17 protein-coding genes are annotated in these 13,894 nt (G+C 69.6%); 12 read left to right on the plus strand and 5 right to left on the minus strand.

Translation table 11 applies throughout. The features are described from left to right. Positions 1 to 346: 346 nt before the first annotated feature. A complete protein-coding gene (locus AC4D2C_RS00775; protein WP_490911759.1) occupies positions 347 to 952 on the minus strand; it encodes a YdeI/OmpD-associated family protein in 606 nt (201 codons plus the stop codon). A gap of 201 nt (positions 953 to 1,153) precedes the next feature. Between AC4D2C_RS00775 and AC4D2C_RS00780 the strand changes: the two genes are divergently transcribed. The 9 genes from AC4D2C_RS00780 (at position 1,154) to AC4D2C_RS00820 (ending at position 8,383) form a co-directional block, all read left to right on the plus strand. Then, the gene (locus AC4D2C_RS00780; protein ID WP_490911760.1) at positions 1,154 to 1,876 is read left to right on the plus strand and encodes a VOC family protein; all 723 of its coding nucleotides are present in this window, start codon (positions 1,154 to 1,156) and stop codon (positions 1,874 to 1,876) included. A 29-nt stretch (positions 1,877 to 1,905) separates the two neighbouring features. Then, the gene (locus AC4D2C_RS00785) at positions 1,906 to 2,445 is read left to right on the plus strand and encodes an NUDIX hydrolase family protein (protein ID WP_334208602.1); all 540 of its coding nucleotides are present in this window, start codon (positions 1,906 to 1,908) and stop codon (positions 2,443 to 2,445) included. 100 nt (positions 2,446 to 2,545) lie between these two features. After that, entirely contained in the window at positions 2,546 to 3,406 is an 861-nt protein-coding gene (locus AC4D2C_RS00790) for a DUF6707 family protein (protein ID WP_490911761.1), read from the plus strand. 96 nt (positions 3,407 to 3,502) lie between these two features. Continuing rightward, positions 3,503 to 4,765: a tRNA guanosine(34) transglycosylase Tgt gene (gene tgt / locus AC4D2C_RS00795; RefSeq protein ID WP_490911762.1), complete on the plus strand. Its 1,263-nt coding sequence runs from the start codon at positions 3,503 to 3,505 to the stop codon at positions 4,763 to 4,765. Between the two features lie 92 nt (positions 4,766 to 4,857). Then, positions 4,858 to 5,523 carry a TetR/AcrR family transcriptional regulator gene (locus tag AC4D2C_RS00800; RefSeq protein ID WP_490911763.1) on the plus strand — a complete coding sequence of 222 codons (666 nt, stop codon included), beginning with the start codon at positions 4,858 to 4,860 and terminating at the stop codon, positions 5,521 to 5,523. Then, positions 5,520 to 5,972, plus strand: coding sequence for a hypothetical protein (locus tag AC4D2C_RS00805; RefSeq protein ID WP_490911764.1), 453 nt, complete (start codon positions 5,520 to 5,522; stop codon positions 5,970 to 5,972). Before AC4D2C_RS00800 ends, AC4D2C_RS00805 begins: the two co-directional genes overlap by 4 nt. Further along, complete coding sequence (locus tag AC4D2C_RS00810) at positions 5,956 to 6,939, plus strand: TIGR01777 family oxidoreductase (protein WP_490911765.1); 984 nt, start codon at positions 5,956 to 5,958, stop codon at positions 6,937 to 6,939. The genes AC4D2C_RS00805 and AC4D2C_RS00810 overlap by 17 nt, the downstream gene beginning before the upstream one ends. 4 nt (positions 6,940 to 6,943) lie before the next feature. After that, on the plus strand, positions 6,944 to 7,765 hold the full coding sequence (thiD, locus tag AC4D2C_RS00815) for a bifunctional hydroxymethylpyrimidine kinase/phosphomethylpyrimidine kinase (RefSeq protein ID WP_490911766.1): 822 nt from the start codon (positions 6,944 to 6,946) through the stop codon (positions 7,763 to 7,765). 18 nt (positions 7,766 to 7,783) lie between these two features. Continuing rightward, positions 7,784 to 8,383, plus strand: a complete 600-nt coding sequence (locus tag AC4D2C_RS00820; RefSeq protein WP_490911767.1) for a DUF6328 family protein — start codon at positions 7,784 to 7,786, stop codon at positions 8,381 to 8,383. Between the two features lie 36 nt (positions 8,384 to 8,419). On the opposite strand, the gene AC4D2C_RS00825 is transcribed toward AC4D2C_RS00820, so the two are convergent. From AC4D2C_RS00825 to AC4D2C_RS00835, 3 genes are all read right to left on the minus strand, one after another. Next, positions 8,420 to 9,127, minus strand: a complete 708-nt coding sequence (locus tag AC4D2C_RS00825) for a LytR C-terminal domain-containing protein (protein ID WP_490911768.1) — start codon at positions 9,125 to 9,127, stop codon at positions 8,420 to 8,422. Then, positions 9,120 to 9,419, minus strand: a complete 300-nt coding sequence (locus tag AC4D2C_RS00830) for a type II toxin-antitoxin system VapB family antitoxin (RefSeq protein ID WP_490904635.1) — start codon at positions 9,417 to 9,419, stop codon at positions 9,120 to 9,122. The genes AC4D2C_RS00825 and AC4D2C_RS00830 overlap by 8 nt, the downstream gene beginning before the upstream one ends. A 106-nt stretch (positions 9,420 to 9,525) precedes the next feature. Continuing rightward, positions 9,526 to 10,449, minus strand: a complete 924-nt coding sequence (locus AC4D2C_RS00835) for a ribokinase (RefSeq protein WP_490911769.1) — start codon at positions 10,447 to 10,449, stop codon at positions 9,526 to 9,528. Positions 10,450 to 10,557: 108 nt separating this feature from the next. Here AC4D2C_RS00835 and AC4D2C_RS00840 point away from each other — a divergent pair, with 108 nt between their 5' ends. Then, positions 10,558 to 11,478, plus strand: a complete 921-nt coding sequence (locus tag AC4D2C_RS00840; protein WP_490911770.1) for a Cof-type HAD-IIB family hydrolase — start codon at positions 10,558 to 10,560, stop codon at positions 11,476 to 11,478. A 12-nt stretch (positions 11,479 to 11,490) separates the two neighbouring features. Here the strand turns inward: AC4D2C_RS00840 and AC4D2C_RS00845 are convergent, their stop codons facing one another. Continuing rightward, positions 11,491 to 11,994, minus strand: coding sequence for a glutathione peroxidase (locus AC4D2C_RS00845; protein WP_490911771.1), 504 nt, complete (start codon positions 11,992 to 11,994; stop codon positions 11,491 to 11,493). A 168-nt stretch (positions 11,995 to 12,162) separates the two neighbouring features. Here AC4D2C_RS00845 and AC4D2C_RS00850 point away from each other — a divergent pair, with 168 nt between their 5' ends. Then, positions 12,163 to 13,080: an oxygenase MpaB family protein gene (locus tag AC4D2C_RS00850; RefSeq protein ID WP_490911772.1), complete on the plus strand. Its 918-nt coding sequence runs from the start codon at positions 12,163 to 12,165 to the stop codon at positions 13,078 to 13,080. A gap of 305 nt (positions 13,081 to 13,385) precedes the next feature. Then, positions 13,386 to 13,823 carry a hypothetical protein gene (locus AC4D2C_RS00855; RefSeq protein WP_490911773.1) on the plus strand — a complete coding sequence of 146 codons (438 nt, stop codon included), beginning with the start codon at positions 13,386 to 13,388 and terminating at the stop codon, positions 13,821 to 13,823. Positions 13,824 to 13,894: the final 71 nt, after the last annotated feature.

A 13,894-nucleotide genomic window follows, 5' to 3' on the forward strand; every position in this document is an offset into this window, starting at 1 on the left:
ACCGTGTGCCGGTGAGACCGCCGGCGCCCGCGAAGTGGCGGCAAGACATACCCCTGTTGAGAATCGTCACGAGCCGCTGGCCCCTGCGATGGATGCGAATGACGTTGCTCCGACTCAGCTTCTGCTCCCCAGCAGTACTGACAGCTGAGCGGGATGGTGCTTCGATAGGTGGCTGGAGCGCTGTTCGCCCAACTGTTCGGTCCTCGTTCGTTGCACCCTCCAGACCGGATGGGAGCATTTCAGGATTCTTTCGGGAACCGGACCCGTCCCTCGACCATAGCGAGCGGATCCGCGGGAGAACCAGCGGGAACCATTAACATCTGGTAAAGAATTGCCGAAGGGCGTACTATCCGGCACCCTCGCCGTTTCTCTTGCCCTGCGGGTAGAAGGTCTCGCCCCGGGACAGCATCGCGACGAACCTGGTGATGTTCCTTTCCTTCGCCGCGTCGGTCTTCAGTTGGGTCAGGCGGAAGATCATGGCGTACCGGTTCTGCGACGACAGTGTGCGGTAGGTTGCGAGCGCGCCGGCGTCGGCCTCGATCGCGGCCATGAGCTCGGGGGGCATCTCGGCGGTCGCGGGGCCGGCGTACGCGCGCTCCCATCGGCCGTCGGCCTGGGCTGCGGCGACGGCCCGCTCCCCTGCCTCGCGCATCCGTCCCTCGGCGCGCAGCCTGTCCACGTAGGTCCGGTTGCGGATCGACCACATGCTCCGCGGGCCGCGGGGGGTGAAGCGCTGCAGGTAGCTGCCCTCGTCGCGGGTCTTCGCCTGGCCGTCGATCCAGCCGAAGCAGAGCGCCTCGTCGAGGGCCTGCGCGTAGGTGAGGGTCGTCGTCGTCCCGCCCTTCTTGTGCTCGATCAGCCAGACGCCCGGCGAGGACTCGTGGTTGTCCTCCAGCCAGCGGTGCCAGGCGGCGGCGTCGGGCATCAGGAGTTCGGGGAGTTCGGCCTTCATGCCACCACCCTAGGGCCGCACTCCCCGGGCGGCTACCGGATTGCCGACATCCTGGTGACGACCGACGCACCCGCAGGGCGGGTCGACGCGTGTTTGCCCCCCGGACCTCGTGCGCGAGCTCGAGCACCGCAGGATCGATGAGACCCTGAGCCTGTCCGCGGTCGCGGAACAGGCCCTCCGCACCTACCCCAGGGAGAACCGATGCTCCGCGTGCGCCCCCTCGTCCATACCTCCGACCTCCCCGGCGCGGGGAATTTCCTCCGGGCCCTCGGCCTCGCCCCTGCCCCGGAGCCCGTCCCCGGCGACTCCTGTGCCGTGTTCGACGCCGGCGGCGGCCGCGTGGCCCTGCAATCCTGCCGGCCGGGCAGTGCGGACGACGGCCGAGCCGCCCTCGCGTTCGAGGTCGGTGATGTCCGGGAGTTCGCCCGGCGGACGGAGGAGTCCGGGACCGCCGTCGAACTGTCCGAGGAGGGTCATGGCCTGGCCGCGCGGATCACCGCCCCGGACGGCGTGTCCTTCCTCGCGGATGCCGGCCCTCGCGACACGGGCGCCCTGCCGTCCCCGCTGTCGGTCCTTGCCGTCTGGCACACACCCGAGGTCGGCCCGGCCGCCGAGGTATTGCGGGGCATCGGGGCGAAAGCGAGGATCAGCTCCGCTGCGGGCACCCGGCACGACTTCCGGGCGAAGAACGGCGGCCTCGTGGCCGTTAATGCCGCCGAACGCATGGAAGTGGAGCTCGCGTTCGAGTACGACGGCGACGTGCGGGATCTGGTCGGGGGCCTCACGGGCGGCGGTTTCGAGCCCGTGGTGATCGACGAGGGCTTCGGGAGGTCGCTGCAGGTCCGCGCTCCCTGGGGTGCCGACGTGTGGATCAGCGAGTGGCTGCGGGATTTCGGTGGGTACACGGTGCACCGACAGGGCTGAGCCCGGGCGGCGTCTGCTTAACTGGGGGTATGAACGTACGCACCCCTGACCCCAACCCGGGCTGGCTCTCCGAAGAAGACCTGTACGAGGCCCGCCGCCGTCTGCCCATGGTCTACGTCGAGGCGATCCCGGTGCGCTGCGACGCGCTGGGCTACGTCAACGAGGTGGGTCTGCTGCTGCAGGCGAACGAACAGGGCGAGATGCTGCGGACCTTCGTCTCCGGCCGCGTCATGTACCGGGAGACCATCCGGGCTGCGCTGCTGCGCCACCTCGAGAAGGATCTGGGGCCGCTCGCCCTGCCGCAGCTGGCGCCGTCGCCCCTGCCCTTCACGATCGCGGAGTACTTCCCGTCCCCCTCCGAGACCGGCCTGACCGACGACCGTCAGCACGCCGTCGCCCTCGCGTACATCATCCCCGTGACCGGCGAGTGCGCCCCGCGGCAGGACGCGCTCGAGCTGTCCTGGCTGACGCCCGCCGAGGCGCTGGGCCCCGCTATCCAGTCCGAGCTCTCGGGCGGGCGCGGCGATCTGCTGCGCCAGGCGCTCGCGCACGCCGGCTGGGGCCGCTGACGGGCACCCGCCGGCGCCCGCGTTACCGTATCGTGAAACGGGCGCGCGGGCGCGCCGCAGAAGATCCAGGGGGCTACTGGCAGAGGTTGGCACGACGTACATGATGGACAAGACAGGCAGGACAGGACTGCGCGCGGTCCCGGCGGAGGCGCTCAGGGCAGGTGACGTCCTGGCACTCCCCGACGGAGGCGAGCTGGCGGAGGTCTCGGCCGTCGCGGTCGAGAACGATGATTTCGGGGTACCCGCGCTCGTCGTCGCGACGATCGACGGAGGCCGCCGCATCTCGATCGCCACGGGCTCGATGGTCTATCTCGAACCCGCCGACGCGGAGATCGGTGTATCCGCCGTCGCCGCCGACCACGGCTCCCCCGAGGCGCTCGTGGCGCAGATCGCGCTGGCGCACCCCGACAGCGACGCGATCCAGAAGGTGGCGGGGCGCCTGGCGCGTGGCATCAACCTCAAGTCCGGCAGCAACCTCCAGGACCTGCACCAGCTCGCGCTCGCCCTGCTGATCGACGAGGGCGACACCGCGTCGGCGCTGACCGTCGCAGACCTCCTCGCGGAGCTGCCCTTCGACGGCAACTTCGGGCGGTGGAAGTGGATCGAGGGAGGCCTCGCGATCGCCGCCTACCTCACACGGCACGACGACGCCCGCTCGGCCAGGTACTCCGCCGCGATCCGGGCAGCCGATGACGCCGAGACGGACCCGCTGCGCGCCAAGACCTCCGCGATGTACCGGCAGCGTCAGCTCAACGAGCCGAACGTGTACGACCCGGAGATCCTGCGCGCCTCGGCGGCGGGGAAGACCGACGTCGAGCGCGACTGGCGGGTGCTGCGCATCGGTGTGCTGCTCTACCTGCGGGCCCACGGCGGGTCCGAGACGCTCAGCCGCGACGTCCTCGAGCGGAGGATCGCCGCCGAGCTCGCCGCCGTCGGGGCGCTCAACGACCAGCTCGCATAGCCGGGCGTCACGTGCGGTACGCCCCTTGCGGGCGGCCGTGCGGTCCGTTCGTGGCTGCCGGTCGGCCCGCCGCCGCCGGGCTGGCAAAATAGGGTGGTGCATCCACAGTCCCAGCAGTCCTCGTTCTCCTTCACCGTCTCCAGCCGACTCGAGGAGACGACGCCGGGGGCCGGCAGCGGCGCCCGACGGCACGGGCGCACCGGGACCATCACCACGCCGCACGGCGAGATCCGGACGCCGGCCTTCATCCCCGTCGGCACGAAGGCGACGGTGAAGTCCGTGCTCCCCGGCGCCATGGCCGAGCTCGGCGCCCAGGCGCTGCTGGCCAACGCGTACCACCTGTACCTGCAGCCCGGCGCGGACATCCTCGACGAGGCCGGAGGGCTGGGCGCCTTCATGAACTGGCCGGGTCCGACCTTCACCGACTCCGGCGGCTTCCAGGTCATGAGCCTCGGCTCGGGGTTCAAGAAGGTCATCACCATGGACGTCCCCGTGGACGCCGACCAGGCCGGAGCGGACGACCGGGTGGCCGTCGGCAAGGAGCGCCTGGCCCATATCGACGACGACGGCGTCTGGTTCAAGAGTCACCTGAACGGCGACCGCCACCGGTTCACGCCCGAGATCTCGATGCAGGTGCAGCACCAGCTCGGCGCGGACGTGATGTTCGCCTTCGACGAGCTCACCACGCTCATGAACTCGCGCGGCTACCAGGAGGAATCCCTCGAGCGGACGCGATTGTGGGCCCTGCGCTGCATCGCCGAGCACGAGCGGCTCACGGCCGAACGCAGCCACCGCCCCTACCAGGCACTCTTCGGTGTCATTCAGGGCGCGCAGTACGAGGATCTGCGCCGGAAGGCATCCGCCGACCTCGGGGGCATGGACTTCGACGGCTTCGGCATCGGCGGGGCCCTCGAGAAGGAGAACCTCGGGACGATCCTCGGCTGGTGCAGCGACGAGCTGCCGGAGAACAAGCCGCGGCACCTGCTCGGCATCTCCGAGCCGGACGACCTCTTCACCGGCATCGAGAACGGTGCGGACACGTTCGACTGCGTCTCCCCCACCCGTGTGGCGAGGAACTCCGCGTTCTACACGCCGGACGGCCGCTGGAATCTCTCGAACGCCCGGTTCCGTCGTGATTTCACGCCCCTGGTCGAGGGCTGCGACTGCTACACGTGCACCCACTACACCCGCGCCTACATCCACCACCTCTTCAAGGCCAAGGAGATGGTGTCCGCGACGCTGATCTCCATCCACAACGAGCGCTTCGTGGTGCGGATGGTCGACGATGCGAGGGCAGCCATTGAGGACGGCACGTTCTACGACCTGAAGGCGGAGGTGCTGGGGAGGTACTACGCCTAGCGGCGGCAGGCCCGACCAGCGCAGGAAGCTGTATTTGAACGCGTTCAAATGAGGGCTACACTCCGAATTGAACACGTTCAGACAGGAGCCCGATGCCCACGCCGACCGCCAAGAGCGAAGCCACGAGGGAACTGCTGGTGTCCACCGCGCTCAGGCTCTTCCGCGAGGCCGGGTACGAGAAGACCACCATGCGCGCCATCGCCACGGCCGCGAACGTCTCGACCGGGAGTGCGTACTACTACTTCGCATCCAAGGACGACCTCGTGCACGAGCTCTACCGCAGCCTGCAGGAGGAACACCGAGCCCGTGTGCTGCCGCTGCTGCGCGAGGGCCAGAACCTCGGGGAACTGCTGCGTCTCGTGCTCAATTCGGGGATCGACGTCATGGCGCCGTACCACGACTTCGGCTCGAACTTCATCGGCATCGCCATCAGGCCCTCGGCGACGACGAGCCCCTTCGGCAGTGAATCCGCCGTCGCCCGCGCCCGCGCCATCGCCCTGTTCCGGCAGGCCGTGGCCCTGTCGCGGCCGCAACCGCCGCTCGCCATCCGCGACGACCTGCCCGAGCTCCTCTGGTACGCCTACATGGCCGTGACCCTCTTCTGGGTCTACGACTCCTCCCCCGAACAGGCCCGCACGCGCCGGCTCATCCATCAGGCCGCGCCGCTGATCTCGAAACTGGTGATCCTCTCCCGGCTCCCCGTGGTCCGGAAGATCGTCGAGGACATCGTGCAGCTGATCCGGGGGACACGCGAGTGAGCGCGGGCGACGCGCCCCCCGGGGACGGGGGGACAGCGGACGACGGACGGCCCCCCGCGCATCCGCGCGTCACCTTCGGGCCGGGCGGCGTCGCCGTCGGGTTCCTCGTGGGCCTCACCGCCCTGGCGCTCGCGTTCGCCTCCTCGTGGGGGGCCGACGCTCCGCGCGTCTTCCTGCTGGCACTCTGGTACGGCCTCGGCGTCGGCCTGATCACCGGCCTGCCCGTCGCGATCGTGCTGGGGCTGCTCCTCCGCCCGGTGCGCAACCAGTGGGTCCATGTGGGGGTCTTCTTCGCCGGGTTCGCCCTGGTGGCCTTCCTCGTCACGACGCTGCTCTCGCCGTCCACCCTCCTCGGGGACAGCCTGCCCACCGCCCTCATCATCGGAGGCGCGGCCGCCCTGGCCCGCGCCAGTATCTGGAAGCTGGTCCGCCATGAGCACAACCCCTGACATCAGCCCGGGCATCAGCACGGACATCAGCACGGACATCACCACCGTCGTCATCGCCGGGGCCTCGGGCTTCATCGGCAGCCACCTCGTGCGCCGCTTCACCGATGCCGGCGTGGAGGTCCGCACCATCGGCCGCGCCGGGCCCACCGTGTGGGGCGACACGCAGGGCATCGCGACCGCGCTCGACGGCGCCGACCTCCTCGTCAACCTCGCCGGGCGCAGCGTGAACTGCCGCTACAACAAGCGGAACGCGGACGTGATCTTCTCCTCCCGTGTGGACACCACGGAGGAACTCGGGCGTGCGCTCGCCCGGTGTCGGGCGGGTGGCGGCACACCCCCACCGGCCTGGATCAACGCCAGCACCGGCACCATCTACCGTCATGCGATGGACCGGCCGCAGACGGAGGACGACGGCGAGCTCGGCACCGGCTTCTCGGTCTCGGTGGCTCGGGCCTGGGAGAGGGCGCAGGCCGACGCCGACGTGCCGGGCGTCCGGAAGGTCGCACTGCGCATCTCGATCGTGCTCGGCCCCGGCAGCGTGATGACGCCCCTGACGGTCCTCGCCCGCACCGGACTCGGCGGCCCCATGGGGACGGGGTCGCAGAAATTCAGCTGGGTGCACCTCGAGGATCTCTTCCGCGCGGTGGTCTTCATCGCCGTGACACCGTCTCTCTCCGGTCCCGTGAACGTCGCGGCCCCGGAGGTGGTAACGAATGCGGAACTCATGGCGGCCGTGCGGCAGCGCCTGCACGTCCCTGCCGGGCTGCCGACCCCCGCCTGGCTCCTGGGCCTCGGGGGCATGATCATCCGCACCGAGGCCGAGCTCGTGCTCAAGAGCCGCTGGGTGAGCCCGCGCAGGCTGCTCGACGCCGGCTTCCACTTCACCTACCCCACCCTGGGTCCTGCGCTCGACGACGTCCTCGCCCGCGATCGGGTGGCCGCCCCGGAGCCGGTTCGGGCAGACTAGGAGGATGTCCGAGACCCAGACTCCCGTGCCCCCCGCCGTCACCCTGACCATCGCCGGATCCGAGGCGACGGGTGGCGCCGGCGCCCAGGCAGACCTCAAGACCTTCCAGGAGCTCGGCGTCTACGGCATCGTCGCCCTGACCTGCATCGTCTCCTTCGACCCGAAGAACGAGTGGCAGCACCGCTTCGTACCCGTCGACCAGCAGGTGATCGCCGACCAGCTCGAGGCCATCCAGTCGTGTTACCCGCTCCGTACGGTCAAGCTCGGGATGCTCGGCACCCCCGCGACCATCGACACCGTGGCCACCGCCCTGCAGAGCCAGGAATGGGACAACGTGGTCCTCGACCCGGTGCTCATCTGCAAGGGGCAGGAGCCCGGGGCAGCGCTGGACACCGATCAGGCGCTGAAGGCGAACATCCTGCCACTGGCCACCTTCGTGACCCCCAACCACTTCGAGGCGGAGTCCCTCTCGGGTATGACCATCGAGACGATCGAGGATCTCGAGGAAGCCGCCCGGATCATCCACCGCCAGAGCGGCGCCGTCGTCCTGGCCAAGGGCGGCGTGCGGCTCGAGGGACCTGACGCCCTGGACGTGTACTTCGACGGCGAGACCCTGGAGGTGCTGTCCGCACCGAAGGTCGGAGAGGTCGCTGTCAGCGGTGCCGGCTGCACGCTCGCCGCGGCCATCGCCGCCGAGCTCGCCAAGGGCGCGGCACCCCTCGACGCCGCCCGGACCGCCAAGGCGTTCGTGACCGAGGGTATCCGCAACCGCGTGGCGTCCAACGCCCCGTTCGACGCCGTATGGCAGGGAAGCGCCCGCTCCTAGCGGGCAGGGAGGCGCATCGTGAGCACCGCAGCGGACCAGCACGAGCCAGGCGTGGACCGCGACGGTGTGCACGGTAAGGGCAGTGCCGCTGCTGAGGACGACGTCGTCGGTGACCCCGACGCGGACCCCGCGACGGACGACGACGGGCGCGGCGAGAGCAGCAACCAGCGGCTCGACCGGAACTGGCAGGAGATGCTCCAGGAACTGCGGGTCATGCAGACCGGCATCCAGATCCTCACCGGATTCCTGCTGACCCTGCCCTTCCAGAGCCGGTTCGACGACCTCGACGACACGCAGGTGCTGGTCTACCTGTGCCTGGTCTGCCTGTCGGCGCTGATCACGGCCCTGGTGCTGTCATCCGTCAACCTGCATCGCGTCCTCTTCGGTCTGCGCGTGAAGGCGATCCTCGTGCAGCACACCGCGGTCATCATCCGCATGACGATCGCGCTCGTGGGGCTCGTCCTCGCGGGCACCGCGTGGCTGATCTTCGACCTCGTGGTCGGCCGGACCGCGGGCCTCGTCGTCGCCGGATCGATCCTGCTCGTGGTGCTCCTGCTGTGGGTCGTCTATCCGTTCGCCCTCCGGCGTCATGTCGTGCGGAACCGCGCCGCTCCCTGACCGACGGTCGAGGAACGCAGGCCACCCCGGCGCAGCCTAGGGCGCGGCGGGTGCCGGGGTGGGGGGCGCGCCTTCCTCCGGCGCGCAGTTGAGTCCCGCCGGCGTGATGTCCACGAGCTCCGGCGGCACGAGCCCGGAGTAGGAGGGGCCCAGGATGACGTCGACCGTCCTGTCCTCGCGCTCGTCGGGCACGTAGAAGGAGTCCGGGAGGGTGCGCTGCAGCGTGAACGCGTTGGCCCGCCCGCCCTCGCCCGAGACGACGACCGCGGCCCCGGCCACGGAGACGCCCTCGCGGTTGCCGATCTCCCGCACCGCGAAGGCACGCCCCCGGAGCTGATCGGCCGCGGTACCGGCGAGCCCGTCGATGGTGGTGCTGTTGTAGACGTTGACGTTGATCGCGCTCGGGTCCTGGTAGTCGAACGGACCGGCCGGGCAGGTGGAGATGGGCTCGGGGACGACGTTGGAGGACCCGAGGGTGATGTCGCCGCGCGCCAGGCCGAGGGCGACGACGACACCTGCCGCCACCAGGCCGACCAGCAGCACCAGGACCACCCCGTGCCGGATCCGGCGCATCGACGAGCGCCGCCGGCGAGCGGCGTCGTCGTCCTCGAAGGCCGCCCCGAGGTCGGTCTCGGTGACGATGCGGTGGCCATGCCACTCGGTCGGGTCGCGCTTCGCCTGTGCGCGCTGCCGGCGGGGCGACTCCTGCTCCCGCTGACGCCGCGACGATTCCTGCTCAGTCATCGAGCACGAGGACTCTCGCGTGCAGGATGCTCCGCTGGTGCAGTGCGGTCCGGACCGCACGGTGCAGGCCGTCCTCCAGGTACATGACGTCGTTCCAGACCACGACGTGCGGGAAGAGGTCGCCGAAGAACGTCGAGTCCTCGGCGAGGAGCGCCTCGAGGTCGAGGGTGGTCTTGGTGGTCACCAGTTCGTCGAGTCGCACCTGCCGGGGAGGTACTTCCGCCCAGTCCCTGGGGGTCACGTGTCCGTGGTCCGGGTAGGGCCGTCCGTCGCGTACTGCTTTGAAGATCACTGCTACAGCCTAGGTTGTTGCTTCAGCCAAAGGGAATGCGAGGGGACCCGGGCGGCGATCTCGTGGCCCAAAGGTTATGCCGCGGCGTGCGCAGGACGTCGGGTCATCAGACGTCGACACCCTGGCCGTCGCCGGGGAGCACGTCGTCCAGCGACGGGTAGGAGGGCTGCGCTCCCGCGTGCTGGACGGCGTAGGAGCCCACCCGCACGGCGAACCGGACGGCGTCCTCGAGCGGGTCTCCGGCCCCGAGCCGCGCGGCGAGCGCTCCGACGAAGGCGTCACCTGCACCCGTGGTGTCGACGGGGATGACCCGGGGCGCGGGCACCGCCCGGACGGGACCGCCGTCGGACACCAGCGCGCCGGCTGCACCGAGCGTCATCACCACCGACGCGAAACCGCACCCGAGGAGCGCCTCGACGACGGCCGCGTGGCCCGATGCGTGCCCGGCGCCCAACTGGGCGAGGACCAGGGCGCCCTCGTGCTCGTTGACGACCAGCGGATCCGCGCGCAGGAGCACCTCCGGGTCGACCGCGACGACCGGTGCGAGGTTCACGATCACGCGCCCGGACGCGGCGCGCACGGCCGCCTCGGTCACGGCCGCGGGCACTTCGCCCTGGACGACGACGACGGCCGCCGCCCCGATGACGGCGGCCGACGCCGCGACGATCCGGGGCGTCATCTCCCCGTTGGCGCCGGGCAGCACCACGATGGTGTTCTCGCCGTCGTCGGACACCTCGACGACGGCCACGCCTGTGCCGCCGTCCGTCCGCTCGAGGGAGCTGAGGTCCACACCCGCCGCGGCCAGGGCCGAGAGCGCGGTGTCCGCGTAGGCGTCGGACCCGACGGCGCCGACCATGAGGACGTCGGCGCCCAGGCGTGCCGCGGCGACCGCCTGGTTGGCGCCCTTGCCGCCGGGCAGCACCGTCATGGAGCGGCCCAGCACGGTCTCGCCCGGTCGCGGGTGCCGTTCGAGCGTGACCACGAGGTCCGCGTTGATCGATCCGACGACGACGATGCCCGGCCTGCTCATGCCCAGCAGTCTTCCATGCGGCCGCCCGGTGTCCGGCAGGCCGCTGCCGGACGGCGGCCGGCCGGGGACGAATACGGGGAGCGAGCACCTCGGGAACATAATGGGAGCATGCCTACGGACGCCCCCATCGACCTGCTCCCCGACGCTCCCCCCGCTCCCGGGCCGGGTGGTGCACGGCCCGCGCAGGGCCTGCTGCTCGACGTCGACGGCCCTGTCGCGAGCCCCGTCACGCGGACCGTGCCGACGAGGATCATCGCCGACCTGCTCACGCTCGCCTCCGCGGGGTGGCCGGTGGTCTTCAACACCGGGCGCTCCGACGCCTTCATCAGGGAGCAGGTCATGGCTCCGATGCTCGCCCAGGGCATCCCGGCCGGGATCACCTTCCACGCCGTCTGCGAGAAGGGCTCCACCTGGTTCTCGTTCACGGCCGACGGCGCGGGGCAGGTCTTCGTGGACCGCGAGCTCGCGCTCCCGGCCAGCTTCGCCGACGAGGTGAGGGACCTGGTGGAGGACAAGTACGCGGACCTGATGTTCTTCGACGAGACCAAGCTCGCCATGGTGTCCGTGGAGCAGTCCCTCGACGCGGCGAACGCCGACTACCTCGAGGCGCAGCTCTCCTTCGACAGCGACGCCCTCGACATCATGCACAGCCACGACATGGGCGCCTGCCGGCTGGACCGCGAGGAACCGGACAGCAACGGCGACATCGACTACCGCGTGGACCCCACGATCATCTCCACCGACATGGAATCGGTGCGGGTCGGCAAGGACCTCGGCGCCGAGCGCGCCCTCACGCTCATCGCCCCGCTCCTGGAGATCCCGCGGACGTGGCGGACGGTCGGTGATTCCCGCACCGACTACGCCATGGCGGACTACCTGCACGACCAGGGGTTCGACGTCGCGCACGTCGATGTGCGGCCCGCCGACGGCATCCCGGCGAAGCCCTACGAGGTGATCACGGAGGGCTCGCTCGTCCACGAGGAGGCGGGAGCCGCGTTCCTCGCACGCTGCGTCGCCTCGCTCGGCTGACGCCGCGACGGCTCAGGCGGCGGGACGCGCCAGGACGTCCTCGATCGCCGCGATGACCTCGGGGGCATCCGGCTCCACGGTGGGGGCGAAACGCGCCACGACGTCCCCCTCGCGGTCGACGAGGAACTTCTCGAAGTTCCACTTCACGAGACCGGGCAGGACGCCGTTCCTGAACTTCGTCAGCTCCCCGTACAGCGGGTGCTGGTCCTTCCCGCGGACGTCGCCCCTGGACAGCAGCGGGAACGTCACACCGAACGTCGTGGAGCAGAACTCGGCGATCTCGCCGTCGTTCCCCGGCTCCTGGCCCATGAACTGGTTGCACGGCATGCCGAGCACCACCAGGCCCTCCTCTGCATACGTCCCGTAGAGCTTCTCGAGGCCCGCGTACTGCGGGGTGAACCCGCACTTGGACGCCACGTTCACCACCAGGACGGGCCGCCCGCGGAACTCGCCGAAGGACTTACGCGTGCCGTCGTTCATGGTGAGGTCGATCTCGTACAGGTGGGACGAGGACATTGCTGCTCCCTGATAGGTGATGGTCTCCCTGCTTCGTCCCGTCCCGCCGCACGGATGGCGGCGGGATCGGACGCGGCAGGAGCAAACGGACGCGGGGAAACGTTGGAAGAAGGGGTGGCCGCGCAGGCCTCCGGTCCACCGCAGGTCATCAACAGGATAGGGCGTGGCATGGGAATCATCGACACGTGGAAGCTGCAGCTCAGAACCACTTTCACGGACGGCGACCCCACCATCCCGCAGTGGCAGTTCGAGTTCGAGAAGGGCGATGACGCGGGCTACTTCCCCGTCGGGTCCGCGGTCTGGACGGTGCACAGCTCGATGACACCCACTGTTGCAGGCATCAGGGCCCTGCTGCTGCAGGCGCTTCACCCCGGCGCGATGGCGGGTGTCCACGCGCACTCCAGTTTCCGCGAGGAGCCGCTCGGTCGGCTGGCGAACACCATCCGCTGGATCTTCACCGTCACGTACGGCTCGAAGGTCGCCGCGCAGGAGGGGTCGGCGTTCGTGCAGCACCTCCACACGCGCGTCAAGGGTACGTACACCGACAGCCGCGGAGCCGAACGCCCCTATTCCGCAGCCGATCCCGACCTCGTGCGGTGGGTGCACCTCGCGTTCGCGGACGCCTTCGTGGCCGCCCACGCCGCCTATGGCGGCCCGATCCCGGGCGGCGCGGACCGGTACGTGGAGGAGTGGGCGCACGCGGGGCACCTGATGGGTCTCGAGGACCCCCCGCGGTCCGTGGCCGAGCTCCGGGCGCAGCTCGCGGCGTTCGACGGCGAACTGACGAACAGCGACCAGGTGCAGGAGGCGCTCACCTACGTCCGCCGTCCCCCGCTTCCCCGCTCCCAACGCCTCGGGTACCGGGTCCTGTTCGCGGGGGCGGTGGCCACCCTCGAGCCCAGGCACCGCGAGCTGCTGGGGCTCGAGGTGCCGTCCCTCGGGCCGATCCCCCTGCCCATCCGCACGGCGGTCCGGCTCGTCCTCGGCGTGATCCGGCTGGGGCTCGGCCCCGAAGGCCCCGCGGAGGCGGCGGCGAAGAAACGCATCCGGCGAGTGGCGGGGACCGCGGACCCATCGGTCGCTTAAAGCAGCTGAACCCCGGCCGAAGGGCCGGGGTTCACCTGTGTGCATCGAGCGGAGGATGGGGGATTTGATCTTTCAGCTAGATTCCGGGGCAAAACTGGCATCAGCGGCAATAACGATACAGAAAACGATACAGTGTGACGAAGATCACACAATAAGTTTACACCGGCAGCAGCCGATGAGCCCATCTCAGGGCGTCGAAAAACAGCAGAAATGACGTAGTAGCGTCCTCGATCCTGCGGTTTCGATCTGCGCGATATTCGTCATGTACGCCGGCCGAACGGCCTGCCGAAACAAGGAGAAAAATCATGAGAATCGCCACCGCAGGAGAACTCGTTCAGAACACCCGCTTCATCAGCCTCTTCCCGACGAAGGCGGAGGACATGACCCCTAAGTCGTTCACCGATGACGCAGGCAAGACGGAGACAAAGACAGCACCAGACGGCAGCGGCCGCGTGCAGCTTCGTACCTCGTTGAAGGCCCTACGGCTCGATGACGACGGCACGGCAGTCGGTGAGGAACGAGAGGTAACACTGTCCGTCCTCGAGGCATGCGACGTCGCACCGTTCGTGCAGTACGGACTGTCAGGCATGACGTGGATTACTCACTACCAGACGAACAACGGCCGCATTGGTGTGTCGATCGTGACGGAGCGCATCAAACCTGTTGAGCAGATTCAGAAGGTCGACCTCGCATCGATCGTCGGCAAGCTCAGCGCTACAACCGCGAAGCCACACCAGAGCTAATCCGGTTCATGGGATGGGGCGTCATCGAACCAGTCACGAGGCGCCCCGTCCCGCCCACAACGTTTCAAGGG

Source organism: Arthrobacter sp. TJ-240 (genome assembly GCF_058269195.1).